Here is a 25871-nt window from a genome sequence, read left to right as displayed (position 1 = left end):
AAAAGAGATTGAAGGAGAGAAGAAAAAGGTAAAAGGGAATACGGCAGAAAATGAATCTTATTACAAATAGCATAAAGGGCTTTTATTCTAGTGTTAAATCGGACCTAGATTGGCAAGCCAAACGTAGTCTTATTAGAACATTAGTAAAAGAAGTCAACATTGATCTTGATAAAGTAGATGTAGTATTTAAGATCAAAGAACTTGAAAACCCCGCCCAGAATGGACAAAATCAAAAGATGGTACATTGTCTAAGGGGTCTGGGCACTGGGATGACATCTTTTTTCTTGGTACAAATTACTCTTATGTCTCAATATTTGTACAGTTGTGTTATCGGCTGTTTGATGTTTACAACGCAGAAAGTTCATACGGTTGTAAGTCAAGCGGTAGGATGACAAGATTTTGCAAGGGTATTTTTTTTATAGGAGATGAATATGGAAATTTTTCTTGATAGCGTTGATTTAAATGAAATTAAAGGACTAAAGGAGTTCATTGACGGCATAACAACTAATCCTTCTTTAATAGCAAAGTCCGGGCGTAAAGATAAATACGAGGATTTAGTGCGTGAAATATGCTCTATTATAAAAGGGCCTGTTAGTGTTGAAGTTGTTGCAGATAGCCATGAAGAGATGATCACAGAAGGTCTGAATTTAGCAAAAATTGCTGATAATGTTGTGATCAAATTACCTCTTACACATGAAGGATTAATTTCTTGTAAAAAGTTATGGACAGAGCATAAAATACCTGTTAACATCACATTATGTTTTTCTCCTGGACAAGCACTGCTTGCCGCTAAGGTCGGTGCTTGTTTTATTTCCCCCTTTGTTGGTCGCCTTGATGATATAAGCTATGATGGCTTATCGCTAATAGAAGATATATGTACTATATATTCTAATTACGGTTTTGATACTAAAGTTCTTGTTGCATCAGTGAGAAGCCCAGCGCATGTAATAGAAGCTGCAAGGCTTGGTGCTGATTCAATTACTGTGCCAGCAAAAGTACTTAGACAATTAATTAATCACCCACTTACTGACCAAGGGCTAGCAATATTTGAAAAAGACTGGGGTGTAAAATAATAGACGGTTACAAATGAACATAAAAATTGGCGTATCCGTTCAGGCAATGGCGTCAACTTAAGAGCCTTCATTAGCAAACTCTCCTAAAGACATGATGGCGTTTGCTACCTTATTGCGGCTGCCCTGGTCGAATTTTAACTTTATAGCTAACCCAAGAAAGGTTTCCCTACATCATACCGCCGCGGCGCTAACGAGTAGCGGAATGACGAATTTGTTGTTTTTCAAATTGTAGGTAAACCTAAAGCTATAGAAAAAAAGAAGAACCAGTTTCTTAGTTCTTCATTGACATAATCCACTCCATATGCCATAATAAAATTTTATATCTTGGAGAAGGAAATGACATTAAGGTTAATACTACAAGAAGTCAACAGTAGTCCAGACCTGAGTGCAGAAAATGTAGTTGAGAAAATCAAAGATGAACTACAGCAGAAGCTTCCAGATATCTACAGTGAGTGGGAAAGTAACCAGTTTGATATAAATCACACATTTGAAGTACTTAATTGTGGTTTATTACTTATAGCAGCTAAAAATGGTTGTGGAAAAGTAGTAAAACACCTAATAAAAAGCGGGGCTAATGTTAATGTACAAGATGTATGGAAAAAAACCTCTTTACATTATTCTGCTCAGTATGGGTATACGCAAGTAGTAGAAGTTTTGCTAGAAGAGGGAGCAGACGTTAATGCACAAGATGAAGATAAAGAGATTCCTTTACATGTAGCTGCTGGCAAAAGAGATATAGAAATAGTGCAAATGTTATTGGAGAAAGTGGCAAATGTTAATCTACAGGATAAATCTGGAGGAACTGCTTTGCACTATGCTACATGTAATGCTAACATATGTACTCCTATGAAGGATGATAGTGCAGCAAAGATAGCGGGACTTTTATTACAAAGAGGAGTAGATGTTAATATAAAAGACGAGGATGGAAAAACTCCTTTGCATTATGCTATTGGTTATGAACTTATACAAACAATAGAAATGCTATTAAAAAAAGGTGCAGATGCTAATATAAAAGACAAGGATGGAAGGGCACCTTTATACTATGCTACTCTTAATTATAGTTACCGTAATATAAGGTTAGGAGGAAAACTGCTACTAGATTGTGACACAACTTTACTAGGTAATTTTTATGAACCTTACAAACCTAGTCCAAGGATGGCAAAACTCCTGCTAAATTATGGTGCAAATCCATCATGCATCCATAGACCTAAAGCTATAACAGCAGGAATTACTGTGGGTGTTATATCTGCTGTTGTAGTTCCACTAGTACTTGCCTATGCCACTGCATTACCTGCACTAGCAATAATTGGAATTACTGTAGCATCTGTACTGATAGTTGGTGGTATTACCTATGGAGTTGCATATAAGTCATCAGAGCATTCATTAAACAGTAAGCTAAGTGAGGTTAGCTGCAGTAATGTTGATGGAAATAAACAAACTGTATAACCATAATTATTAGTTCACTACAGTAACCGCACCATGGCAGTGTTTGTATTTCTTTCCGGAGTTGCAAGGACATTTGTCATTTCTTGAGACTTTGGGAAGTCTGCTATTTCTAGCAGAATGTAACCTATTGCCTATCTCTTGGTTGTCTGCCAACTTAAAGTGTGCTAAGCGGTGAATGGTGAGTTCCTTCCATTTTTCAAGCATTGACTCAAACATCAAGAAAGCTTCGCGTTTAAATTCATTCAGTGGATCTTTCTGCCCCATAGCACGTAAGCTTATGCTTTGTCTTAGGCTCTCTAGAACTGAAAGGTGTTCCCTCCATAAATGATCAAGTGTCATTATCATCATTTGCTTCACGATCGTATTCCACAAATCTGTAGTGTGCTGACTGTTGAAATATTTTTCTTTCTCAGTAAAAAATTCTTGTATCTTATCATTTATATAATTCAAAGCTTCTTGTTTATTCAAAAACTTTGCCAAGTCTTCTTTATCAAGCGTTATTCCATACCTTGTATGGAATTCTTTGGCTATATCTTCAACATAATCTTCGTAATAGCCACTTTGGATTATACCTTTTACTACGCTCTCATTTACTTCGCTATACACTTCAAATATATCATTAATTTCGTTGCCTAAGATATTGTTTCTCTGCTTAAAAATAACTTTACGTTGGTTATTGATTACGTCATCAAACTTAAGTAGAGATTTCCGCACGTCATAGTTTCTAGCTTCAACTTTCTTTTGCGCTTTCTCGAGTGCCTTATTGATCCATGGATGATGAATAGCTTCGTTATTCTTTAACCCTACTTTTTGTAAAAAGCTTCTCATTCTATCAGAGCCAAATATTCTCATTAGGTCATCTTCGAGCGATAAAAAGAACTTAGAAAGTCCAGGATCCCCCTGACGACCAGAACGGCCGCGTAATTGATCATCTATTCTCCTGCTTTCATGTCTTTCGGTTCCAACCACACATAAACCACCAGCTTTTATAGCAATTTCCTTATCTTTTTTTACTCTTTCAACTATTTCTTGGTATTTTTTTTCTCTTTCATCAGCATTTTTTATCTTCTTTAGCTCCACCTTTGCAATCATTTCAGCATTTCCACCAAGCTGAATATCAGTTCCACGTCCTGCCATGTTAGTTGCTATAGTGATACTACCTGGCACTCCAGCTTGCGCTATTATGTACGCCTCTTGTTCATGATAACGAGCATTTAATACTGAATGCTTAAGAGAATGGCTTTGCAAAAGCGCAGAAAGCTTCTCAGAGTTTTCGATGCTCACCGTGCCAACAAGGACCGGTTGAAGGCGTTTGTAGCATTCTTCTATAAACTTCAACACAGCATTAAATTTTTCCTTTTCTGTACCGTAAATTTCATCATCAATATCAACTCTTTTTACAGGTACATTGGTTGGAATTTTTACTACATTTAATCTGTATATATCACGAAACTCTTCTGCCTCTGTTGCTGCTGTTCCCGTCATTCCGGAAAGTTTATTGTACATACGAAAGTAATTCTGAAATGTGACCGATGCTAAAGTTTGGTTTTCATGCTGAATTTCAAGATTCTCCTTCGCTTCAAGTGCCTGATGAAGACCATCGGAATATCTTCTGCCCTCCATCATACGCCCAGTAAATTCATCAATAATCACTACCTTGCCATCCTTTACTATATAATCTTTATCAGCAGTAAACAGCTTATATGCACGTAATGCTTGGTCTATATAATGAGTCATTATCATGCTGTCAGTATCATAGAGCGAGGAATTTTCAGGAATGAGATTGTATGACCTTAGTAGTTCCTCCACTCGTGAAATACCATCTTCAGTCAAGAATACCGTTCTACCTTTTTCATCTACTTCATAATCGGAGTCAACTAATTTGGTTACTATTTTATTGATATGCTTATATATCTGATTGTTTTCCTCAACCGGGCCAGAAATAATAAGCGGAGTGCGAGCTTCATCAATGAGTATTGAGTCCACTTCATCAACTATTCCGTAGTGAAAGCCTCTCTGAACCATGTCTTCTTGAGAAAATTTCATATTGTCTCGCAGGTAATCAAAGGCAAGCTCGTTATTTGTGGAATACACGATATCTGCACTGTAAGCCTCTTTCCTCTCTTCGTCTGTCAAGTTATTCGTAATAAACGCAACAGAAACCCCAAGAGAATTATATAATTTGCTCATCCACTCTGTGTCTCGTTTTGCAAGATAGTCGTTAACAGTTACGACATGTACGCCTTTCCCTTCTAAGGAATTTAGATATGCTGCTAAAGTTGCAACGAGTGTCTTTCCCTCTCCTGTTTTCATTTCTGATATCATGCCATTGTGGAGCACCATTCCACCAATCAGTTGAACATCAAAGTGCCTCATGTTAAGAAATCTTCGAGAGGCTTCACGCACAACTGCAAATGCAGGTACGAGAAGATCATTTAACGTTTTCCCATTTTTCAATTCTCGATTGAATTCTTCAGTTTTACCAGCAAGCTCCTCATCAGATAAGCTCTGCATTTCTGTTTCTAATGCATTTATTTGCTGAACAATTTTCCTAAAGGATTTTATTATCTTCTTGTTTGTTGATCCAAATATCTTTCTTATAAAAAAGAATGACAACGTAAAAATAAAAAATATAAGAATGGCTGTCAAAATTAGCGGAGAATCTAGCATAAACTTAAGTAAAGTCTTATTTAATATGAGATTATATTACTAAATGCAGCCTACAGCAATGACATATTAGATTCGGGGAATCTTTATGCTTAAGACAGCAAACAAAATTGACCCTGTTCGGCACTGTTATTACAATGTTAAAGAATCTGTTGCATTATCTTAGGCACTTGGTGACTTTAATTTTTTATAGAAAGAAGTTATTCGTAGGTTTAGTAGGGTATGAATGTAGAAAACAAACAGTCTGAAGTACTTAGTAATCGTACATTTAAGAAGAGAGATGGCACATCAACAGGTGATCATGGTCGCAAGTATGAAGTAAAATTATTAATGCTGTATCTACTTCATGGGTTAAGTAGTAAAATTGACTTTTGGTTAGCATCAAACATAGAAGGTTTTGGAGCCTTTGATGATATTTTTTTTGAGTATAAAGATCAGAAGAACAAATCGAGAATTATCTTGGTTCAAGCTAAGCACTGCAATACACATCGCTCTTCGAAGAATATTACTTTTGAAGATTTGTTTATTGATGGAAATGATAGAAAGCAACAGAAAGAAGATTTCGGGTTAAACAAATATTTTGAATCTCATCCTGAGATTAAGCAAAACCCTGAGTGTAAGAACAGTGATATTACGCTTGTCATTCATACTAATGTCAATGTGAACCTAAAAAAAGGTACAGAGAAGCAAGGAAGCGTAGAAACATTAGAGAAGTATCTGGAAGAGTCAAAGTTAACAAATGATAACACTTTAAATATTTATGAAGGTCAAAAAGGAACGTGCTACAAAATAAAAAATCATACTGAACTGAAAAAATACTTCAGTTGTGGTAGTGACGATGAAATAGAAGATTTTTTACTTAGAATAAGGTTTGTAGTTGATCAACCTAATCATTCAAAATTAGATGATATTATTAAGAAAGAAATAGGGAATATATACAAAATATCAGGGGAAGAAGATATTGATACAGTTTTTGTCCGTGTATATGACAAGGTAGGGAAATGGTGGGCACAACAGGGTAGCAAAGTTTCTTATCTAACAAGAAAAGACGATTATTTTAGGGAAGTTATAGAACATCTTTATAGTCTCAAACCTAGAGAAGATCTATTTGAACGGTGGAACATTCCACCTAAAATAGCTAGTGGAAATTTCATTGAACGAGAATATCTCAATGAAGAAATAGTAAATCATCTAAAGACAAAAAATGAGCCAGTTATATTAACTGCTTTGTACGGGTTAGGTGGAGTAGGTAAAACACAGTCAGTGCTAGATTTTATTCAAAAACATGGGAAAGAATACAAGGCAATATGTTGGTTTAATGCAAAAGATGAAGATCAACTACTCAGTGAATATGTTAATTTAGGAAGAAAATTAAATATTATTCACGATGAAGACAACATTTCTATTGCACAGCGAGCTTATTATGTGAAAAACTGGCTAGAAGATTCTAAACGTGAAGGCTGGTTGTTGATTTATGATAATGTATCAAATTATGAAGTCATTTCTAAGCTCAGACCTACAAAAGGCGGCAAAATAATAGTTACGTCTCGTAATACTGAATGGCCACAAGGGAGTATAGGTGTAGACGTTTTTACTCCCCCAGAATCAGAATTATATGTTAAGAAAATTCTAGGCCAGGTTTCAGAAAGCGATAGGCCAAATATAGGTATATTGGCAGAAAAGTTAGGTAGATTACCTTTGGCATTAGCTCAGGCTTGCGCTTACATCAAAGAAAACAAAATGACTATCTCACGTTACTTAGAAATTTATGCAGAAAGGAAGCTTTATTTATTATCTCATAAAACACTACCTAAGGATTCTAACCATGAGCCTGTGTTTATTACTTGGGATATTACAATGGACGCAATTCGTAATGAGTCTAAACTAGCAAGCAAGTTGTTAGTAGCTTGTGCATATTTAGACAATGATATTCCTAAAGATTTGTTAAGAATATTTCCTGAGATTGTAGAGAACAATTCTGAAGAAAAACCTTTTGAAGAAGTATTAGGTATATTATTGAGATATTCGATGCTAGTGTCCAATGAGCAGAGTAGTAGTGTTTCTATTCACTGTTTAGTACAAGATGTAATTAGGCTAAAGTCAAAGGAAAGTGGAAAAATTAAAAAAGATATAAAAACCGTTTTTCAATTATTAAAAGAAAGCTTCCCTGACGACAGTGACAAATTAGAAGATTATGCTAAGAAACGACAGTTGTTACCACATTTAGAAACGTTCTTATCACATATAGATGATTGGCTAGGAAAAAATCCTTTAGAAAAGCAAACAATAGAGAAGGATTATCTTGTGGATTTGTTAATACGAATGAGTGATGGATATTATTACTTGGGTAATCCTAGAAGACAAAAGGAGTCGCTTGAACGGGTTTTACCTATCTTTAGAAAACATTATGGATCTGATCATTTTATAGTCGCCACGGCACTGACAAACCTCGGTATCGCTTGCGGGGATTTAGGTGATCACAAGAAAAAAAAGACGTTGCTTGAACGGGCTTTACCTATTTCTGAGAAACATTATGGCCCTGACCATTTCGAAGTTGCTGCCATACTGACAAACCTAAGTAGTTCCTACGGGACTTTAGGCAATCATGATAAACAAAAGGAGCTTCTTGAACGGACTTTAACAATTAAAGAGAAACATTATGGCCCTGACCATTTCGAAGTTGCTAGGACACTGGCAAACCTTGGTAACTCTTATAGGGCTTTAGGTACTCCTCAAAAAGCAAAAGAGTTGCTTGAACGGGCTTTACCCGTCCTTAAGAAACACTACAGTCCTGATCATCCTGAAGTTGCTATACCACTTGCAAATCTTGGTATTGCCTATGGTGCGTCAGGTAATCATGAAAAAAAAAGGAGTTGCTTGTGCGGGCTTTAATAATTCAAGAGAAACATTATGGCCCTGATCATTTTATAGTTGCTAAACTACTGACAAACTTAGGTGGCGTTTACATAGTTTTAGGCGATCCCAAGAAAGCAAAAACGCTGCTTGCACGAGCTTTAATAATTCAAGAGAAACATTATAGCTTTGGTCATTCTGGAGTTGTTAAAACACTGATAAATCTAGGTAATGCTTATGGAGATTTAGGTGATCACAAGAAAAAAAAGGAGTTGCTTGAACGGGCTTTACCTATTTCTGAGAAACATTATGGCCCCGATCATTTCACAATTGCTATAGCACTAACAAACCTCGGTATCGCTTATGGGGATTTGGGTGATCATAAGAAACAAAAGGAATTGCTTGAACGGGCTTTAGCAATTAATGAAAAACGTTATGGCCCTGACCATTTCGAAGTTACTGCCATACTAACAAATCTCGGCACCGCTCATTATGCTTTAGGTGATCCTCAGAAAGCAAAAGAGTTGTTTGAACGGGCTTTAGTTATCTTTAAGAAACATTACGATTCTGACCATTTTGAAATTGTTAAACCACTGGCAAACCTGGGTATCGTTTATGGTACTTTAGGTGATCCTCAAAAGGCAAAAGAGTTGCTTGAACGAGCTTTAGTAATTCAAGAGAAATATTATAAACCTAATCATTTTGAGGTTGCTAGGACACTAGTGAATCTAGGTAATGCTTACAGGAATTTAAGTGATCCTCAGAAGGCAAAAGAGTTGCTTGAACGAGCCTTAGTAATTCAAGAGAAACATTATGGCCCCAATTATTTTGAAGTTGCTATTACACTAACAAACCTTGGTGTCTTTCATGGGGATTTAGATGACTACGAGAAACAGAAGGGGTTACTTGAACGGGCTTTAGCAATTAATGAACAACATTATGGCCCCGACCATTTCGAAGTTGCTAGGACACTAGTGAATCTAGGTAACGCTTACAGGGATTTGGGTAATCCTCAGAAAGCAAAAGAGTTGCTTGAACGAGCCTTAGTAATTCAAGAGAAACATTATGGCCCCGATTATTTTGAAGTCGCTATTACTCTGACAAACCTTGGTATCTCTCATGTGGATTTAGGTGACTATAAAAAACAAAAGGAGTTACTTGAACGGGCTTTAGCAATCAAAAAGAAACATTACAGGCCTGACCATTTTGAAGTTGCTAGAACACTGGCAAACCTCGGTAATTCTTATAGGGTTTTAGGTAATCCCCAGAAGGCAAAAGAGTTGCTTGAACAGGCTCTAGCAATTCGAAAGAAACATTACGGCCTCGACCATTTTGAAGTTGTTAAATTACTGGCAACCCTCGGTATCGTTTATGGCACTTTTGGCGATCATCAGAAAGCAAAAGAGTTGTTTGAACGAGCTTTACCTATTTTTGAGAAACATTATGGCTCTGGTCATGTTCAAGTTGCCAAACTACTGGCAAATCTTGGTATTGCCTATGGCGCTTTGGGCGATCACAAGAAACAAGAGGAATTGCTTGAACAGGCCTTGCCTATTTTTGAGAAACATTATGGCCCTGATCATCCGGAAGTTGTGAAACTATTGGCAGAACTAGATGATATTTAGGTTTTTAGCAATACTAGACTAACAACAACTCATTTGAGCTACACTTCCAAAACTAACCTGTTTGGATCTTCTATATAATTTTTTATTTTAATGAGGAAAGTTACTGCTCCTTTGCCATCAACTATTCTGTGGTCGTAAGAGAGGGCAATGTACATCATAGGTCTGATTTCTACTGCATTACCAACAGCAACTGGCCTGTTTTGTATTGAATGCATTCCAAGTATTCCAGATTGCGGAGGGTTTATTATCGGAGTGGAAAGAAGTGAACCGTATACTCCACCGTTTGAGATGGTAAATGTTGCACCTTCCATTTCTGATACTTGTAATTTACCCTCACGAGCTTTTTTGCCAAGAGCAACTAAAGTCAACTCAATTTCTGCAAATGACATCTGATCGGCACCCCGAATAACTGGTACAACAAGACCTTTATCGGTGCCAACAGCAACACCTACGTCATAGTAATGTTTATATATGATTTCATCGCCTGAGATTTCAGCGTTAATTTCAGCAATTTCTTTCAATGCTTGCACCGCTGCCTTTATAAAAAACGACATAAAACCAAGTTTTATTCCATATTTTTTTTCAAAGGCGTCCTTATATTTTGCTCTTAGATCCATGACATTCTTCATGTCAATTTCATTGAACGTGGTCAGTATTGCAGCAGTATTTTGCGATGCTTTCAAACGAGCGGCAATTACTTGCCTTATTTTGCTCATTTTTACTCGTTCCTCTCTTTGCTCTCCATTTACTACACTTTTTGGCAATTCGTATTGTTTTATTGCAGGCTGTTCTGTTTTGTTTATATGGCCTATTACATCTGCTTTTGTTATTCTGCCTCCCATGCCAGTTCCTTTGACACTTTCTGCATTAATTGCATTTTCCTCCATAATTTTACGAGCTGATGGAGCATCTTTTTTGGCAGAACTTTCGCTTTTATCTTCTTTTTTTGCTTCCTCTTTTACTTCTCCCACGGAAAGCTTCGCTAACAATTGATCAGGACTTATTACATCATCTTCTTTTATAAGAAATTCAGTTATTTGCCCCGAAGCTTCTGCAGTTAATTCGAGTGCTGTTTTGTCAGTTTCAATTTCAAAGATCAAGTCATCTACTTTTACTGCTTCGCCAATATTTTTCTTTATTTTTACTATACCTTCCGTAACTGACTCACCACCAAGAGTTTTTGGCGCTCTGATTTCTATAATTTTGCTCATAAAACAACTTCCGTATAAAACTTTCTATAGATTTATACATGAAAAGAGACATGTAATAAACTAATAAATTCATTGAGGCTCTTATCATTTAGAAGTGGACCACAACTCCCAAATGTCATTCCAGCGCAGCCATAAAAATTCCTTGACAAACTCCGCCAGCCCACTTATCATGATAGTGAAGCTATTGTATTTGCTTTCGCCAATCTGCAGATTAAAAGGTAAGGATTACTTAATGTATCGGCGTCTTATGTTCAATTTTTTGCAGTATATAGATACTGTATGTCTTTACAAAACTTCATCTACGTCTAGATTTTTATCTAAATAAGCTGAACGCGCTTATAAAGCGTTACAAGACATCAAAAAATGCCAATACTCGACAGAGATAGTAAAAGACTAGCTAACTCGGGGATTCTTTGTCTTTTTTTCTGCTTAGTAAATTTCTTAAACATTTGCAGCGTAAGTTAGTTGCAATTAAAAGCAGCTGAATTTCGCTTGTCAAGCGTTTAAAACATAAAAAACGCCAATATTTTAAAGCGGATAATAACCCCAGGGCTTCTTTTGCCTTTTTTTTCGTTTGGTAAATTTCTTAAATATTTATAGTTGCAATTTAAGAGCCCGTAAAGGGTGTCATGCCAGTTTTCCATATAATCTCATCGAAAACATTGTATTTTAACGTAAAACATCTATTTTTATGCTTACCAACTTAATAAAATTCCTGGATCCCAGTGTCTGGGCACTGGGATGACACCATTCTTTTTTCTGGATTCCAGACTGGAATGACACCATCTTGGATGGAAACCAGTGTTTGGGCACTAGAATCCAGTAAGCTTATTTATGCATATAAAAGGTTATTATTTTGTAAAGTCAAAGTTGCTTTTGGTTTTAAGTTAAAGTACAATAAATGCAAAGGTTTATATAAACTGGATCCAAGTAGTTAGCTACTTGAATGACATCAGACAAACAATCGTACACATGCTAGTCAAAATAGGTACCAGAGGAAGCAAGCTTGCAGTTGCCCAGGCTTTGGAAGCAAAACAAAAGTTGCTGGATTCTTTTCCTAACTTATCTATTGAAATTGTTAAAATAAAAACTTCTGGAGATAAGTATGCAAACGCAAATCTTGCTGAAATAGGAGGCAAAGGATTATTCATTAAAGAAATTGAGACTGAATTGCTCGAAGATAATATAGACATGGCAGTTCATTCGCTAAAAGATATGCCTGCGTTTTTCTCAGGGGGTTTAACAATTCCTTGTGTTTTAGAAAGGCTAAGTTCATGCGATGCGTTTATTTCTCATAAACACAATAGCCTTGAGTCTTTGCCACAGCAGGCTACTATTGCCACTTCTTCAATAAGAAGAAAAGTTCAGTTGTTAAATGTTAGACCAGATTTAAATATAGTACCGCTACGTGGAAATGTAACAACTAGATTGCAAAATCAAAGTTTTGATGGAATAATTTTAGCTGAAGCTGGACTCATAAGATTAGAAAAACATCACTTAATTACAGAGGTATTGCCACCAAAAGTTATGTTAAGTGCAGTGGGACAGGGAGCGGTTTGTATTCAATGTAGAAGGAATGATGTAAAAATTATCGATCTTTTAGAGAAAATTAATAATAATATGTCTTTTATAGGAGTGAAATCAGAGCGCAGTTTTATGAAGACAGTGAATGGTTCATGTTTTACACCACTTGCAGCTTTGGCTGAATATGTGAGCGAAAATATGCTACACCTTCGTTGTATGTTAGCAAGTGGAAAAAATATATACTTCACTGAGCGCACTTCATTTATAGAAGATGCGGAGAAAATGGGTATGGATGCAGGATTAGAGTTGAAATCAAAATGCTTATAAGCTTACCTAAAGTACGTGGAATCTATCGTTATGATGTCTTAATGTCTAAAGCGACGTGGTTAAATGTTGGTGGACGAGCTGATGTATTATTTAAACCATGTGATATTGAAGATTTAACATACTTGATTAAAAATACTGAACTGCCAGTTAGCGTTATTGGTGCAACATCCAACATAATAGTGCGAGATAGTGGCATTCGAGGAATAACAGTAAAATTAGGTAAGGAGTTTGCATATATTAAAAGTAAGGGTAACAACTCTATTGTAGCTGGGGGAGCTGTGCTGCTCAGCAACCTTGCTCACTTTGCGGGAAATCAGCAGATTAGTGGGTTGGAGTTTCTAGTTGGAATTCCAGGAACAGTTGGTGGCGGAATAGAAATGAATGCAGGTGCATATGGTAGTGATATCGCAAGTGTTGTACAATCCATAAAAGCAGTGAATCTAGAGGATGGAAACCTATATGAGTTCTCCAGCGAAGAAATGGGGTATTTTTACCGTGGAAATAGCCTAAAAGGAAATTGGATTTTTGTTGAAGCTGAGTTTAAAGGAGTAAACTCAGAGTATGAGCTTATACTGCAAAGGTTAAAGGAAGTTATTGAGAGGAAAAATAAAAGCCAGCCAATAAGAGGAAAAACTGCTGGGTGCATATTCAAAAATCCAAAAAACTACCGAGCATGGGAGTTAATTGATAAATCTGGCTGCCTAGGGTTAAATATTGGTGGAGCTAGAATCTCTAAGAAACATTGTAACTTCTTGCTCAATTACGATAATGCAACTGCATCTGACTTGGAAAACCTTGGCAACAAAGTAAAAGATGCAGTAAAGGATAAATTTAATGTTGAACTTGAGTGGGAAATAAGGGTTTTGGGTAGCTATTAGATAGTTTTTATAGCTTATGTATATTCGTTCAGGAGAACGGCAAATAAGGTAAACAAGTAATCTAAAAAAATAATCATAGAGAAACCGTGAGGTAATGTGGTTAATCTTGTAGAACTTTGCAAGAATCTAGAGAGAAAAATAGCAAAGTTATACCAATTCTCATTATTAGTGAATCAAATAAGCGATATTGTAGAGTTATTTAATTGTGGAGTGAGAAAGAAAGGCAATAGTATGGCTTTTTTTCCATTGTTATCTATCCGTTTATTGTGCAGTGGGAATTGGTATTAGCTGAACGGACACTATTGTTATACTATATCTTATATACAATTGTGCAATATGGACAATGGCAACAAATTTACTAGCGAAATTCAGTGATTTATGATTGATAATTAAAGTTCTTAATTAGTAACCGTTCACACTTAATTCTTCAATCTCACTAATAGAAAGGCCAGTAAATTTGACAATAGTGTTGACATCAACATTGTTAGCCAGCATTGCTTTTGCGACTTCGATTTTTCCTTCGATTTTCCCTTCCTCTTTACCGATTTTGATGCCTCTTTCTTCGCCAATTTGGATGCCTTTTTCAGTAGCAAGGTCAAGTCTGTATTCAAGAATGGCTTCTTCTTTCCGTAGATCCATTATTCTTTCTTCATAAGCTACTAAATCTTTTTCATTCCAGCTAAACCTGTCTAATTCATCGTAGGCTAACTTTATTATTGGTGCTTTTTCTGCTATTTTCCTTAAGTCTTCTTCCGTAGTTTCATCTGCATATTTGAAGAAAAATAACCAACGATCCACTATGCTTTCTAGCTGTTCTTCCTTATTCTTAGGAAATTTAGGTAGTTCAATAAATACAAATTGAAAATCTTTTAAGTCATGCTCATTGGTTTTCTCATCTCTTATAGTGTGGCTGGATATATAATCAAGCTTATCAGGAAATAAATTACAATTAGAGATAGCAATAAAGAAAACCTTCTTTAAATCAATGTACTTACCAGATTTATCAGCTTGCCTTGAGTAAGCCTTAGCAGCATATAGTTGAGCTCGTTTTTCGAAGCCTTTATCGCGAGTGAGCTGCATTTCAATCACATACCTAGCCCCACTAGAGTCCCTGCAAAGAACATCAACTATACTTTGCTTATCAGAGGCAATTTCAGGATCCATTATAGTACTGAGGAATTCCACTTCTTGTATAGTATTTATCTCGGTAAACCCTAAAATATCATTCAAAAAATGTATGAGAATATTCTTATTTTTTTCAGTGCCAAATATTTTTTTGAAGGTCAAATCCAGCTTAGGGTCGAGAAACTTAGATAAAGCCATAGCCAAAGTGCTTAAAAATATTAATAATTATACACTATTATTAACAATTATTCAACCATATTTTTGAAGATAGCTATGCCGCCGCGAACCGTCATACCGCCGCGGTATCTCTAGATCCCGCTAACAAGCAGCGGGATGACGAATTACTTAACCGTCATACCACCGCGAACCGTCATACCGCGATTCATTCGCGGTATCTCGGCATAGATTCCGCTAACTAGTAGCGGAATGACGATTGTGTATCGTGTTTTGCTAAAAATCACAGAATGCAGTCTGGTTACCTTATTAGAAGTTTAGCTTTAACTTTAAATGGACTACTCAACCGTGACAGACTTAGCTAAATTTCTTGGACAATCTGCATCTAACCCTTTTTTTGCTGCAGTAAAGTAAGCAAGGAATTGCATAGCAACACTGTAGATGATTGGAGAGATAAAATTATCAGTGTCTGGAAGTTGCACCACATCTGCGCAAACTCCCCTTAGGAATGGCGCTCCTTGTTTATCACTGAAGGCAATTACTTTGCCTTTTCTTGCAATAATCTCTTGTATATTAGATAGCGTTTTAAAGAATAAATCATCATAAGGGATAATTGCTATAACAAGCACAGTAGAGTCTATTAAAGCAATAGAACCATGCTTCATTTCTCCCGCTGCAATACCAGTTGTATTGATATATGAAAGCTCTTTTATTTTCAATGCGCCTTCCATTGCAACTCCGTATGAACTTCCTCTGCCGATTAAAATAACGTTATTGTGTTCTAATATACTGCCCGATATATGTTGTATTTTCATCACATTCAAAACGTGCTCAACATACTCGGGAATAGAATTGATAGCACTGCTTAGCTGTTTTATTCTCTCTCCACCCAGTATACCTTTTATTTTTCCAAGCTCCACGGCAAAGCATGCTAAAGTTGCAAGTTGCGCAGAAAAGGTTTTTGTTGAAGCAACACCAATTTCTGGCCCAGCAAGAGTATGTAACACAATATTTGAGATCTTTTCAATGCTGCTGCTAAATGTATTAGTTATACTTATGATTGTTTGCTTCTGTGATTTCGCATAACGCAGCGCTTCTATGGTATCTGCAGTTTCGCCAGATTGAGAGATAAATAACCCAATGCTGCCTTCTTCCAGCTTGACGTTGCTATACCTAAATTCTGATGAGATTTCTAGATATACTCGAACTTGAGCGACATTTTCCAGCCAATACTTTGCTATTAGCCCAGCAAAATAAGATGACCCGCATCCAACTATAGTAATGTAACTCAGCTCAGAAAACAATTTTTTGTTAGCAAATATTACCTCTTTATATTGCTTGTAAAATTGATTTATTGTTTTGTTTAATGCACGCGGTTGCTCAAAAATCTCCTTTAGCATGAAGCTAGGGTAACCATTTTTGCTAATTAGAAAATCACTTGGACTACTATTTTCTATACTGCGTTTAACTTGTGTACCATTGTTGTATATACTAACTCCACTAGATTTTATCACTGCAATGTCATCATCTTCCAAATGCGATATTTTTTCCACAAATGCACTTAAAGCATTAGAGTCAGATGCAGCAAACACTGTGTTACAGTTATAGCCTATTGCTAAAGGCAAATTTCTCTTTGCAACAAATAAGGCGTCTGGATATTCTGCAAATAATAAGACCAAGGCAAATGAGCCGTGTAGGTTGTTTAAACACTTAAATAGAGAATCAACTGGCGACAATCCTTCATCGAGATATAAGGTTAGCATGTTTGGTATGATCTCTGTGTCAGTGTCAGTATGGAATGACATGCCCCTTTCTTCTAGGCCCTTTTTTAGCAGATTGTAATTCTCAATTATGCCGTTATGAGCAACAACAACGTTATTTGTACGAATGGGGTGAGCATTTTTAAGGCCTGGGACTCCATGTGTAGCCCAGCGAGTATGTGCTATACCAACTGTACTGTGAGACATCTTGCTGTCATCAACAACTTCACATAACCTTTCGACTTTACCTTCTGATTTTTTGACTTCTATCTTACCTTCGTTATTTATGATTGCTATACCTGAGGAATCATATCCCCTATATTCCAATTTTTGTAACCCAGTTAGTAAGGTTGGTATTACTGAATCACCGCTACTTACTACACCAAATATTCCGCACACAAATGGATCACCAAACAAACTTTTTTCTAAACATGTTAAGCATTTTTGCCTTTATTACTGGTTGATTTATATTCTTTTTATCATTCTTTCGATTTTACCTTTTTAATTGGTTTAGCTGCTACTTTTTGAGTTTCTTTGCTTAAAACCTCAGATATAGCGGACTTTAGAACTTTTATCTCAACTTTTGGTGCTATTTCTATTATAAATTGTGCATTTGCCTCATCAACTTTATTAACTTCACCTATTATTCCACCAGAAGTAATGACTGTATCACCACGTTTTATTTGATCTATCATCTTTCTATGTTCTTTTAGTTTTTTTTGTTGCGGGCGAATAATGAGAAAATAAAATACCACAAATATTAAAATCAATGGAGTAAAACTAGCAAAAGATGCGCCGATACTTGATGTATTGCTAGTTGCATCTGCTGCAAAAACTTCAGAAATGAGCATATTTAATCCTAATTGTTAATGATAAAAACAAACCTATTTAAGTATTAATTACAATACCATGCCATGTCAAGTTTGGTGAAGGCGTTTCTCAATACCGGCAATAATACTGCGAATTCTAAGTTATGCTAAAACTAATATGGCGGGAGTGATGAGACTTGAACTCACGACCTCATGCGTGACAGGCATGCGCTCTAACCAACTGAGCTACACCCCCCTAATTTCTTTTTAGCATTTTCGGGCTTCAACTTTAAAGCTAATAAACATGTTGCCCTTTGTCAATATTTTTTGTTTGCGCTTTGCTGTCTTTTCTATTACTATGTAAATAATTTAATTTCACACATGGCTTGTACAAGTAGTCCCATTAGGGTTATGCCATGGAAGATAAACTATTTGGAGGAATGATATATGACAAATTTGCCTAAAGTCACTGTGCGTGATTTAGCTGAATCTGGTGTACATTTTGGTCACAAAATTAGTCGCTGGAACGCAAAAATGGCTCCATACATATATGGAGTGCATCAAGAAAATCGTATACATATAATTGATTTGCGAAAAACACTACCATTGCTACAGGTGGCCATGAAGGCTTTATATGACGTTGCATTTCAAGGTGGTCGCATTCTATTTGTTGGTACAAAGTTTCAAGCTTTTGATATTATTGCAAGTGAAGCGATTCGTTGTGGTCAATATTATGTGAATCATCGTTGGCTTGGTGGTATGCTTACTAATTGGGGCACTGTTTCTTCTTCGATAAAAACCTTGATGCAATATGAGAAAATATTAAATGACGAGGATAGCATTTTAACAAAGAAAGAATTGGGAAACATTGAAAAGAAAAAGCAAAAGCTTGATAAGGCGCTTGGCGGTATTAGAGAAATGGGAGCAATTCCTGATATCTTATTCATCATTGATACTAATAAAGAGCATATAGCGGTTAAGGAGGCTAAGAAGTTAGGAATTCCAATAGTTGCAATACTTGATACTAATTCTGATCCAGATGGTATTACTTATCTAATACCTGGAAATGATGACTCAAGAAAATCAATAGAGCTCTATTGTAAATTAGCTACCGACTCTATATTAGCTGGAATAGAGTCTAGTCTAGCAAAATCTGGAGTTAAGATTGATGATATAAGGGGTGATGAGTTTATTCAAGAAAAAGAAGACGGTATTGTGCAAACTAAAAAGAGACGTAGTAAAGTTTACAAAGAAGAAGAAAGGGAGGTAGTAACAAATGAAGATGAATCCAGATGATATAAGAGAATTACGTGATAGAACAGGGCTTGGCTTAAGTGACTGTAAAAAAGCATTAGAAGAATGTGATGGTGACATTAAGAAAGCCGTTGATAAGTTACGTACAATAGGTCTTGCTAAAGCTGACAAAAAATCTGATAGAGTAGCTTCAGATGGACTCGTTGCTATGTGTTTGACTGAAAATTATGGTGCATTGGTTGAACTCAATTGCGAAACAGATTTTGTTGCAAGGAATGAGAAATTTATAGAGTTAGTTTCAAATTTAGCATCAATTGCTCATCAAGAACGCTGTACTAGCGTTGATGAGTTAAAAAATGCCAAGTATGAAAGCATTGGCACAGTGCAGGAAGCTATTATGAATGGTACGTCAGTTCTTGGTGAGAAGCTAGAGTTAAGCAAGCTTTGTTACTTAGAAGCTAAGGATGGAGTTATTGCTGGCTACGTACATGGTGATGTGTGTGGCTTAGGTAAGATTGGTGCTTTAATTGCATTGCAATCATCTGGTGATAAGGCGAAGCTACAAGAGATTGGGAAACAAATAGCTATGCATGTAGTTGCTATGAAGCCTGAAGCTTTGTCTATAGATGATTTAGATCAAATGAAGTTGAAAAATGAACGTTCTATAATTGAAGAGCAAGTGAGGGGCTTAAATAAACCTGAAGAAGTAGCAAAAAAAATAGTAGATGGACGAATGGCTAAGTACTATGAAGAAGTTGTTTTACTAGAACAAAAGTTCATAAAGGATGATAAAATGAAAGTTTCTGATTTTATAAAATCAAGCGAGTTGAGTGCTGTTAAACTCTCTAATTACAAGTTACTTGTTTTGGGTGGTGCAAACTAAATGGTAAAAAATGTTTCCCTCAACAAATGAAAAAAGCGAAATAAAATATTCCAGAGTGTTATTTAAAATCTCTGGTGAGGCTTTGATGGGATCAAAGCAATTTGGTCACGATATGGAGACTATAGGTGAGTTATCTAAAGGCATAGTTGAAGTTTGTAATCTTGGAGTTCAGGTATGTATTGTTGTTGGTGGTGGTAATATCTTTCGTGGCACATCTGCGTCTTTAAGTGGTTGTGAAAGAGCAAGCAGTGATTATATTGGAATGCTTGCAACTATAATCAATGCTTTAATTTTACAAAACTTTTTAGAAAAAAATTTAGTAGCTTCGAGGGTATTATCTGCAATACCCATGGCCACTGTATGTGAGCCTTACATAAGAAGGAAAGCTATTCGTCATTTAGAAAAAGGTAGAGTGGTAATTTTTGCAGCAGGCACAGGCAACCCATTTTTTACTACAGATACAGCTGCGGCTTTACGTGCTGTTGAAATGAATTGTGATGTTATTCTAAAGGGTACGCAAGTAAGTGGTGTATACTCCGCTGATCCGAAAAAAAATGAGGATGCTGTAATGTATGATAAGCTTTCTTACACGGATTTGTTGACTCGTGATTTAAAAGTTATGGATGCATCAGCAATTTCACTTGCTCGTGAGAATTCTATTCCCATTATAGTTTTTTCTTTGAAGGGAGAAAAAATAGTCAATATTATTAAGGGTCAAGGTACTTATACTATAGTTTCAGATTGTAAACATTAGGTAATTTATGTTAAATGAAATAAAAACTAAAACAAAGGACAGGATGCTAAAAACTATTCAGTCCTTTCATGATGATATTAAAGGTGTACGCACTGGTAGAGCTAGCGCATCGTTGCTTGATGGTATAGTTGTAAATATCTATGGTGGACATCAAAAGTTAAATCAGGTTGCAGGCGTTTCAGTTATAGATAACAAAACTCTATCAATTAAAGTTTGGGATATCGGTGTTATAGGTGAAGTAAAAAATGCTATATTAAATGCCAACTTGAATTTAAATCCTGTTGTTGAGGGTAATACCATACGTATAGCTCTTCCAGACTTAACACAAGAAACCCGTGAAAAATTAGTGAAATTGTTGCATCAGTTTGCTGAAAATGCACGGATTGCCATTAGAAATATACGTAGAGATATTATAGAAGAAATAGAAAAAATGAAGGAAAATAAAGAAATCTCAGAAGATGATTTTCATGGTGCTAAGAAGGAAATACAAAATATTACTGATGATAATATAAAAAAGATTGATGGTGAATTGTCCATCAAAGAAAAGGATATACTGAATCACTAAATGATATGGAGAAAGCTTACATAGCAAATGATGTCATTCCAGTGTTTGACACTGGAATCCAGTCTTTACTATACAACTATCTGATGCACTTGTTTGAAATCAAATTTCCTGGATCCCAGTGTCGGAGCACTGGGATGACACCAATTTTGCATTCAAGTATCAACTATTGGTGTCACTACAGTAACTCTCTTCCTGTCATGCAAGTAGCTGACACCTTCCAGGTGTCCATTGAAATCCAAAAAATTTCACTCAAGTCAAAATTAGGTTAAATTTAAATGTTGAATCAAGAATCTTTACCGAAACATTTAGCAATTATTATGGATGGTAATGGTAGATGGGCGAACAATCAAGGAAGGGTAAAAATTGATGGTTATAAAAAGGGCAGTGAAGTTGCATACGATATTGCCAAGTATTGTACGGACTTAACCATACCCTACTTAACTTTGTATGCATTCTCTATGGAGAATTGGCTTAGACCTAAAAACGAAACTGACTGTCTATTTGATTTATTTTACTCCGTTTTAACTAATGAAGATAAAGTCAATTTCATTTACAATTGTAACATTAAGTTGAATTTTATTGGCAATTTAAGTCTGTTACCCAGTAAAATATTGGATCAAATTAAAAAAGCAGAAGAAATGACACATAAGAACGATGGTTTATTACTCACTGTGGCAGTCAGTTACGGAGCAAAGCAAGAAATTACACAAGCTATAAGCAATATTATAAAAGAAAATATTGCTTATGTATCAGAAGAGGAATTTGAAAAATTTCTGTATACTAAAGATTTGCCAAAATTGGATTTATTAATTCGCACTGGCGGCGAAAAAAGGTTAAGCAACTTTTTATTATGGCAAGCAGCTTATGCTGAATTGTATTTTTGTGATACTTTATGGCCTGATTTTTCTTGTCAAGATTTGAGTAAAGCATTAGAAGATTATACAAAAAGAGAGAAAAAATATGGTAGATAATAATTTTATAATTAGAATGTTGTCCTCAATAGTAATATTATTCATATTTTCCTTTGCTACATATTTTAGTGATTTATCGTTTTACCTATTGATTTTTTCAATAGCAGTTTTATCTTCTTTTGAATGGTATAATCTAACCCAAGGAAATAAAATTTTATACGTTTTTGCATTATTATTGATTGCACTACCAAGCGCCTCATTAATATATTTATATAATCTACCACAGGGAAAATACGCATTAGTATGGTTCGTCTTAACCATTTGGGGAATTGACGTTACTGCCTACCTATTTGGTAAGAATTTTGGTGGAGCTAAAATTTGCCCAATTCTTAGCCCTGGAAAAACTTGGACAGGACTTCTTGGTGCGATTTTAGCTGGAGTAGTGTGCACAATTTTTGGATCAATATTTTTTGGTCTATTTTCAATTTTTTATTCTCCAATCATTGGCCTTGCAATTGCTATTCTAGCGCAACTTGGCGATTTCACTGAGTCGCTTGTTAAAAGAGTTTACGGTGTTAAAGATAGTGGAAATATGATACCTGGCCATGGGGGAGTGCTCGACCGTATGGACAGTTTCATTTTTACTGCCCCTCTTATTGCTATTTACATAAGCTAAGTCTGCAGAAGAAATAAAGTGCCATTAGAGATCATCCCTAGTCAGCTCCCCAACCGCTTCTACAGTGCAGTCATGGACAAACGTCTTTTCACAATAAGGGCAGGCTATTTCCTCTTCTTCTCCCATATCTAAATATATTAATGGATGGCCAGAACCCTCATCATTCTCATCACCATGACAACAAACTTTTCTATTATTAACCCTCACTTTTGACATGCTACTCCTTTAGCTTATAACATTTTATATATTAAATATACCTATCCAGAAATAAAAAACAACAAGCACTATTCTCCATTTTTTATCCTATTCAGGTTAATCAATTCGCTTTGAACGCCTTTTGATACAAATTTGCTAACATCTTCTCCTAATCTTGCTATTTCCTTTACAAAACTTGATGAGATAAATTGAGTATCTTCAGAAGCGGGAAGAAATATGGTTTCGATTTCAGGAAGAAGTTTATAATTTACCCAACTCATTTGAAACTCGTAATCAAAATCCGACACTGCTCTTAATCCTCTAATAATAACAGAAGCATTCTGCTCTTTGGCAAACTTCACTAGCAACCCATTAAAAGATATAACATCTGCATCAATTCCTAGTCCTTTAATTTCATTTTCAGCCATGCTTGTGCGTAGCTTTGTGTCAAAGGCAGTATGCTTATTAACGTTTTCTGCAACCCCTATTATTAATTTATCGACTAGTTTACACGCTCTTTTGATTATGTCAATATGCCCAAAAGTTATAGGGTCAAATGTGCCAGGGTAGATTCCTGTTCTGTTATTAATGTTCATCCTTTATTTTTATATAAACTACTTTAAAAACTTTTGATAGACATGATAACATTTTTTATCTAAAAATGAAAGTATACAGTTGGCCTGATAGCTCAGTTGGTAGAGCAAAGGACTGAAAATCCTTGTGTCGCTGGTTCGATTCCTGCTCAGGCCACCTTCTCTTTCTTGGCAAACTTGCCTTTTTGTTATAAAATACTCTATATCGTAATATAAATATTAGGGAGGCAAGTCATAGTATATAAATATTATAATAAACTATTTAATATCTTATTAATTATAGTTCTATTATTTAGCAATATTACTTATGCTGGCGTTAGTGAAAAACCGGCATCTCAACATGTAACCAGAAAAGAAGAACCAGCGTCAACTGTCTTGACGGCAGAAAATACAGTAAATAATGACATAGTTGTTGGTTTGTTGAAAACGGAAGAAGCACATGAACTTGGGCTATCTCAAAATATCTATGAGATGTTTAATAACTTTGGGGTTAAGACTGTACTGATTGATTATAATAAGATAATTAGCCTTAAAAAAATTCAGACAGAGTCACTTAATCTCGCAAAACAAGATGAAACATTGGCAAAAAAGCTAACATTAGACCGAATAAAAGTTGAAGTTGCACAATTCATTAAAGAGCACAAAATAAATAGGATATTTATTCCGGATAATTTACATTCAGCACCCACTCCTTATCGCCAGCTTGTTACTGAAGCAATTGTAAAAATAGTCGATGATAACCCTGCAATTCATTTGCTTGGCATATGTGAAGGCATAATGAATGCAAAGGGAATTGAAGTAGTGAGTGTTGTGAGTGATGAAGAGAAGCAAAGATCTCATTTAAAATCAGCACCTAATCCACAGAAAGAGGATGTACCTCTCCAGCAGATAAAGATCGTTCCAAATAGTCGTTTAGCAGAAGTAGTAGCCAAATTCCTAATACCTAATGAAAATGGCTGGTTTTCAACATATTTTCCAGATGCTCATTCAGGAGCAGTAAGTAATACACCAGAAAATAGAAGAAAATTGGAGTCACTTGGATATAAAGTTGCAGCATTTTCCAGTGAGGGGGTAATAGAGGCTATTGAAGATAAGCATGGTAATGTTCACTTTCAAAGTCATCCAGAAGCCCTTGTTGTGAAGTCAGATAAAAACCTCTATTTATCAAATCACAAGGAACGTCAAGTGTCTACACTAGTTGCTATAGCGATTATGAATGATTTTCTTTATCGTGCTTAATGGCTATAGCTTTAGGCTTACCGACGATTTGATAAACGATAGATTTGTCATGTATCCGTTCAGGCAATGGCGTCAACTTAAGGAAAAATATCAGCGATAGTGTATAAAATTTCTCTCCAAATTTTTTATCATTAAATTATCCAAAGAGTGCAAGGGACAGCACTTTTGTTTCTATTTTATTGCAACAAAAAAGTTTAAAATGTGTCTTTTTTAGGTGAGGCATGCAAAAAGGAAAAGATCTTATCTTACAAATTAAAAATGCAATATACTCGAAAACTTTTCAGAAAATCCATTGTGTTGAGTTTTACACGAACAAGAAAACTTCCTTTTTCGACAGTATTTTCTATGATTTTAAAGTTAGTTAAAAAAAGTTTGGGAATAGAATGTGAACTTATGGAGCCATTGACATGTACCCTCAAAGCAAGCTTTTTCTAAAGCAAGGTATAAGATTTGCCATACAGGCTTTCAAGAATTTAAGCATCCAAACAGCCTATCAGGATGAACCTGAGTTGGAGAGGCTATAGACTTATTGCAGCAGATGGTTCTGGTATGAGATTACCCAGCTCTGGGGAAATTGTATCCGAGTTTGAACCAAATGGAAACTGACCTTACCCAGAAAAAGTGGAGAGAAAGTTTGGAATGTTTTTCACAAAGAGAATGATGAATCAAAATGCTCAGGAATGCAATAGTTAATAGTGACGTTGTTTGTTATAAAAAATTTCTATGTATTCAAATATTGCAGTTCTAGTTTGTTGAGCAGAGTGTTGTGAAGTATCAATAAGTATTTCTCTTTTCAATGAGCTAAAGAAGCTTTCCACAACAGAATTGTCGTAACAACAACCTTTATGACTCATCTATGTTTTTTATGGATAAGAGATATTGATAACCTTGCGAAGTATATTGTGAACCTTGATCACTATGTAATAGTAGATTTTTGGCAGGTTTACGCTTGTTAACGGCCATTAATAAAGAGTCCATAACCAATTGTTTATTTATTGAACTGCTCATTAACTACCATGCGTGAATATAGATCGATTATTGTTGCCAAATATAGCCATCCTTCTTTGGTTTTTATATAAGTAATCCCATACTTTATTTGGTTGATCGACAATAAAGTTTTGGTCTAATATATTGGGAGCTACTACTCTACTGTCCGTTTGTTGTTTCTTAATTTTAAATTTTCTTCTCAATATAGCCTGAATACCATTTTTCTGCATAATACTTTGCACTGTTTTTAAGTTGCAACTTTTACCCAAAGCCTTTAATTCAGCATGAATTTTAGGAGCTCCATATCTACATTTAGAAACTTGATATATTTTTTGAATAGCT

The 25871-nt window shown here is 35.5% G+C and carries 24 protein-coding genes, 2 tRNA genes and 2 pseudogenes; 19 read left to right on the top strand and 9 right to left on the bottom strand.

What is annotated here, in order from left to right; genetic code table 11:
• Positions 1-50 precede the first annotated feature (50 nt).
• The 3 genes from INQ25_RS01285 (at position 51) to INQ25_RS01275 (ending at position 2519) form a co-directional block, all read left to right on the top strand.
• Positions 51-392 (top strand): hypothetical protein, encoded by a 342-nt coding sequence (locus INQ25_RS01285; protein ID WP_213862869.1) that lies wholly within the window; start codon positions 51-53, stop codon positions 390-392.
• A 39-nt stretch (positions 393-431) separates the two neighbouring features.
• Positions 432-1073, top strand: coding sequence for a fructose-6-phosphate aldolase (gene fsa, locus INQ25_RS01280; protein WP_007552982.1), 642 nt, complete (start codon positions 432-434; stop codon positions 1071-1073).
• Positions 1074-1409: 336 nt separating this feature from the next.
• Positions 1410-2519 (top strand): ankyrin repeat domain-containing protein, encoded by a 1110-nt coding sequence (locus INQ25_RS01275; RefSeq protein ID WP_209472768.1) that lies wholly within the window; start codon positions 1410-1412, stop codon positions 2517-2519.
• Between the two features lie 9 nt (positions 2520-2528).
• On the opposite strand, the gene secA is transcribed toward INQ25_RS01275, so the two are convergent.
• A complete protein-coding gene (secA, locus tag INQ25_RS01270) occupies positions 2529-5189 on the bottom strand; it encodes a preprotein translocase subunit SecA (RefSeq protein WP_246484050.1) in 2661 nt (886 codons plus the stop codon).
• A gap of 219 nt (positions 5190-5408) precedes the next feature.
• On the opposite strand from secA, the gene INQ25_RS01265 reads away from it, so the two are divergent.
• Together INQ25_RS01265 and INQ25_RS06585 are read left to right on the top strand one after the other, a co-directional pair.
• Positions 5409-8078, top strand: a complete 2670-nt coding sequence (locus INQ25_RS01265) for a tetratricopeptide repeat protein (RefSeq protein WP_213862868.1) — start codon at positions 5409-5411, stop codon at positions 8076-8078.
• Positions 8066-9664 (top strand): tetratricopeptide repeat protein, encoded by a 1599-nt coding sequence (locus INQ25_RS06585; RefSeq protein WP_343231077.1) that lies wholly within the window; start codon positions 8066-8068, stop codon positions 9662-9664. Before INQ25_RS01265 ends, INQ25_RS06585 begins: the two co-directional genes overlap by 13 nt.
• A 38-nt stretch (positions 9665-9702) precedes the next feature.
• Here the strand turns inward: INQ25_RS06585 and odhB are convergent, their stop codons facing one another.
• Positions 9703-10875 (bottom strand): 2-oxoglutarate dehydrogenase complex dihydrolipoyllysine-residue succinyltransferase, encoded by a 1173-nt coding sequence (odhB, locus tag INQ25_RS01255; protein ID WP_213862867.1) that lies wholly within the window; start codon positions 10873-10875, stop codon positions 9703-9705.
• 725 nt (positions 10876-11600) lie between these two features.
• Here odhB and INQ25_RS01250 point away from each other — a divergent pair.
• From INQ25_RS01250 to INQ25_RS01235, 4 genes are all read left to right on the top strand, one after another.
• On the top strand, positions 11601-11813 hold the full coding sequence (locus INQ25_RS01250; RefSeq protein ID WP_213862866.1) for a hypothetical protein: 213 nt from the start codon (positions 11601-11603) through the stop codon (positions 11811-11813).
• Between the two features lie 34 nt (positions 11814-11847).
• Positions 11848-12726, top strand: a complete 879-nt coding sequence (gene hemC, locus INQ25_RS01245) for a hydroxymethylbilane synthase (protein ID WP_213862895.1) — start codon at positions 11848-11850, stop codon at positions 12724-12726.
• Positions 12717-13604 carry a UDP-N-acetylmuramate dehydrogenase gene (gene murB / locus INQ25_RS01240; RefSeq protein ID WP_213862865.1) on the top strand — a complete coding sequence of 296 codons (888 nt, stop codon included), beginning with the start codon at positions 12717-12719 and terminating at the stop codon, positions 13602-13604. The genes hemC and murB overlap by 10 nt, the downstream gene beginning before the upstream one ends.
• 96 nt (positions 13605-13700) lie before the next feature.
• The gene (locus INQ25_RS01235) at positions 13701-13892 is read left to right on the top strand and encodes a hypothetical protein (protein WP_070356842.1); all 192 of its coding nucleotides are present in this window, start codon (positions 13701-13703) and stop codon (positions 13890-13892) included.
• A 114-nt stretch (positions 13893-14006) separates the two neighbouring features.
• Here INQ25_RS01235 and INQ25_RS01230 read toward each other — a convergent pair whose 3' ends face one another.
• From INQ25_RS01230 to INQ25_RS01215, 4 genes are all read right to left on the bottom strand, one after another.
• Positions 14007-14927 (bottom strand): Rpn family recombination-promoting nuclease/putative transposase, encoded by a 921-nt coding sequence (locus INQ25_RS01230; RefSeq protein ID WP_213862864.1) that lies wholly within the window; start codon positions 14925-14927, stop codon positions 14007-14009.
• A 314-nt stretch (positions 14928-15241) separates the two neighbouring features.
• The gene (gene glmS / locus INQ25_RS01225) at positions 15242-17062 is read right to left on the bottom strand and encodes a glutamine--fructose-6-phosphate transaminase (isomerizing) (protein WP_213862894.1); all 1821 of its coding nucleotides are present in this window, start codon (positions 17060-17062) and stop codon (positions 15242-15244) included.
• 80 nt (positions 17063-17142) lie between these two features.
• Positions 17143-17514: a preprotein translocase subunit YajC gene (gene yajC / locus INQ25_RS01220; RefSeq protein ID WP_015589055.1), complete on the bottom strand. Its 372-nt coding sequence runs from the start codon at positions 17512-17514 to the stop codon at positions 17143-17145.
• Between the two features lie 137 nt (positions 17515-17651).
• A tRNA-Asp gene (locus INQ25_RS01215) sits at positions 17652-17728 on the bottom strand.
• A 191-nt stretch (positions 17729-17919) separates the two neighbouring features.
• Between INQ25_RS01215 and rpsB the strand changes: the two genes are divergently transcribed.
• Genes rpsB through INQ25_RS01175 form a run of 7 tightly spaced genes read left to right on the top strand, consistent with a single transcriptional unit; the run spans position 17920 to position 22515 of the window.
• Positions 17920-18768 (top strand): 30S ribosomal protein S2, encoded by an 849-nt coding sequence (gene rpsB / locus INQ25_RS01210; protein WP_015589054.1) that lies wholly within the window; start codon positions 17920-17922, stop codon positions 18766-18768.
• A complete protein-coding gene (gene tsf, locus INQ25_RS01205; protein WP_213862863.1) occupies positions 18749-19609 on the top strand; it encodes a translation elongation factor Ts in 861 nt (286 codons plus the stop codon). The genes rpsB and tsf overlap by 20 nt, the downstream gene beginning before the upstream one ends.
• A 10-nt stretch (positions 19610-19619) precedes the next feature.
• Positions 19620-20363, top strand: coding sequence for a UMP kinase (gene pyrH / locus INQ25_RS01200; protein ID WP_155968561.1), 744 nt, complete (start codon positions 19620-19622; stop codon positions 20361-20363).
• Between the two features lie 7 nt (positions 20364-20370).
• Positions 20371-20928, top strand: a complete 558-nt coding sequence (frr, locus tag INQ25_RS01195) for a ribosome recycling factor (protein ID WP_213862862.1) — start codon at positions 20371-20373, stop codon at positions 20926-20928.
• Between the two features lie 5 nt (positions 20929-20933).
• Positions 20934-21197 carry a hypothetical protein gene (locus INQ25_RS06860; protein ID WP_010962657.1) on the top strand — a complete coding sequence of 88 codons (264 nt, stop codon included), beginning with the start codon at positions 20934-20936 and terminating at the stop codon, positions 21195-21197.
• A gap of 6 nt (positions 21198-21203) precedes the next feature.
• A complete protein-coding gene (gene uppS, locus INQ25_RS01180) occupies positions 21204-21899 on the top strand; it encodes a polyprenyl diphosphate synthase (RefSeq protein ID WP_006279327.1) in 696 nt (231 codons plus the stop codon).
• Positions 21889-22515 (top strand): phosphatidate cytidylyltransferase, encoded by a 627-nt coding sequence (locus INQ25_RS01175; protein WP_213862861.1) that lies wholly within the window; start codon positions 21889-21891, stop codon positions 22513-22515. Before uppS ends, INQ25_RS01175 begins: the two co-directional genes overlap by 11 nt.
• Positions 22516-22539: 24 nt before the next feature.
• On the opposite strand, the gene INQ25_RS01170 is transcribed toward INQ25_RS01175, so the two are convergent.
• Together INQ25_RS01170 and coaD are read right to left on the bottom strand one after the other, a co-directional pair.
• On the bottom strand, positions 22540-22731 hold the full coding sequence (locus tag INQ25_RS01170) for a zinc-finger domain-containing protein (RefSeq protein ID WP_151808017.1): 192 nt from the start codon (positions 22729-22731) through the stop codon (positions 22540-22542).
• 68 nt (positions 22732-22799) lie between these two features.
• The gene (gene coaD / locus INQ25_RS01165) at positions 22800-23306 is read right to left on the bottom strand and encodes a pantetheine-phosphate adenylyltransferase (RefSeq protein ID WP_213862860.1); all 507 of its coding nucleotides are present in this window, start codon (positions 23304-23306) and stop codon (positions 22800-22802) included.
• Positions 23307-23387: 81 nt separating this feature from the next.
• On the opposite strand from coaD, the gene INQ25_RS01160 reads away from it, so the two are divergent.
• The 3 genes and pseudogenes from INQ25_RS01160 to INQ25_RS01150 form a co-directional block, all read left to right on the top strand.
• A tRNA-Phe gene (locus INQ25_RS01160) sits at positions 23388-23460 on the top strand.
• Positions 23461-23678: 218 nt separating this feature from the next.
• A complete protein-coding gene (locus INQ25_RS01155) occupies positions 23679-24542 on the top strand; it encodes a gamma-glutamyl-gamma-aminobutyrate hydrolase family protein (RefSeq protein WP_213862859.1) in 864 nt (287 codons plus the stop codon).
• 221 nt (positions 24543-24763) lie between these two features.
• Positions 24764-25142 (top strand): annotated as a pseudogene (locus INQ25_RS01150) (IS4-like element ISWosp8 family transposase); the annotation flags it as partial.
• Between the two features lie 46 nt (positions 25143-25188).
• Here the strand turns inward: INQ25_RS01150 and INQ25_RS06920 are convergent.
• Positions 25189-25871: pseudogene (locus tag INQ25_RS06920) on the bottom strand (IS3 family transposase); the annotation flags it as partial.

It is taken from the genome of Wolbachia endosymbiont of Rhagoletis cerasi (assembly GCF_018454475.1).
Lineage (GTDB): Bacteria > Pseudomonadota > Alphaproteobacteria > Rickettsiales > Anaplasmataceae > Wolbachia > Wolbachia pipientis.
This window is presented reverse-complemented; position numbering and strand designations above follow the sequence as displayed.

Coding starts and splice junctions, on each gene's coding strand:
- INQ25_RS01170 (WP_151808017.1), bottom strand. CDS start 22,731: ATGTCAAAAGTGAGGGTTAATAATAGAAAAGTTTGTTGTCATGGTGAT.
- yajC (WP_015589055.1), bottom strand. CDS start 17,514: ATGCTCATTTCTGAAGTTTTTGCAGCAGATGCAACTAGCAATACATCA.
- fsa (WP_007552982.1), top strand. CDS start 432: ATGGAAATTTTTCTTGATAGCGTTGATTTAAATGAAATTAAAGGACTA.
- tsf (WP_213862863.1), top strand. CDS start 18,749: ATGAAGATGAATCCAGATGATATAAGAGAATTACGTGATAGAACAGGG.
- odhB (WP_213862867.1), bottom strand. CDS start 10,875: ATGAGCAAAATTATAGAAATCAGAGCGCCAAAAACTCTTGGTGGTGAG.
- pyrH (WP_155968561.1), top strand. CDS start 19,620: ATGTTTCCCTCAACAAATGAAAAAAGCGAAATAAAATATTCCAGAGTG.
- INQ25_RS01285 (WP_213862869.1), top strand. CDS start 51: ATGAATCTTATTACAAATAGCATAAAGGGCTTTTATTCTAGTGTTAAA.
- secA (WP_246484050.1), bottom strand. CDS start 5,189: ATGCTAGATTCTCCGCTAATTTTGACAGCCATTCTTATATTTTTTATT.
- INQ25_RS01265 (WP_213862868.1), top strand. CDS start 5,409: ATGAATGTAGAAAACAAACAGTCTGAAGTACTTAGTAATCGTACATTT.
- murB (WP_213862865.1), top strand. CDS start 12,717: ATGCTTATAAGCTTACCTAAAGTACGTGGAATCTATCGTTATGATGTC.
- coaD (WP_213862860.1), bottom strand. CDS start 23,306: ATGAACATTAATAACAGAACAGGAATCTACCCTGGCACATTTGACCCT.
- hemC (WP_213862895.1), top strand. CDS start 11,848: ATGCTAGTCAAAATAGGTACCAGAGGAAGCAAGCTTGCAGTTGCCCAG.
- INQ25_RS01275 (WP_209472768.1), top strand. CDS start 1,410: ATGACATTAAGGTTAATACTACAAGAAGTCAACAGTAGTCCAGACCTG.
- rpsB (WP_015589054.1), top strand. CDS start 17,920: ATGACAAATTTGCCTAAAGTCACTGTGCGTGATTTAGCTGAATCTGGT.
- INQ25_RS01230 (WP_213862864.1), bottom strand. CDS start 14,927: ATGGCTTTATCTAAGTTTCTCGACCCTAAGCTGGATTTGACCTTCAAA.
- INQ25_RS06860 (WP_010962657.1), top strand. CDS start 20,934: ATGGAGAAAGCTTACATAGCAAATGATGTCATTCCAGTGTTTGACACT.
- uppS (WP_006279327.1), top strand. CDS start 21,204: ATGTTGAATCAAGAATCTTTACCGAAACATTTAGCAATTATTATGGAT.
- frr (WP_213862862.1), top strand. CDS start 20,371: ATGTTAAATGAAATAAAAACTAAAACAAAGGACAGGATGCTAAAAACT.
- INQ25_RS01175 (WP_213862861.1), top strand. CDS start 21,889: ATGGTAGATAATAATTTTATAATTAGAATGTTGTCCTCAATAGTAATA.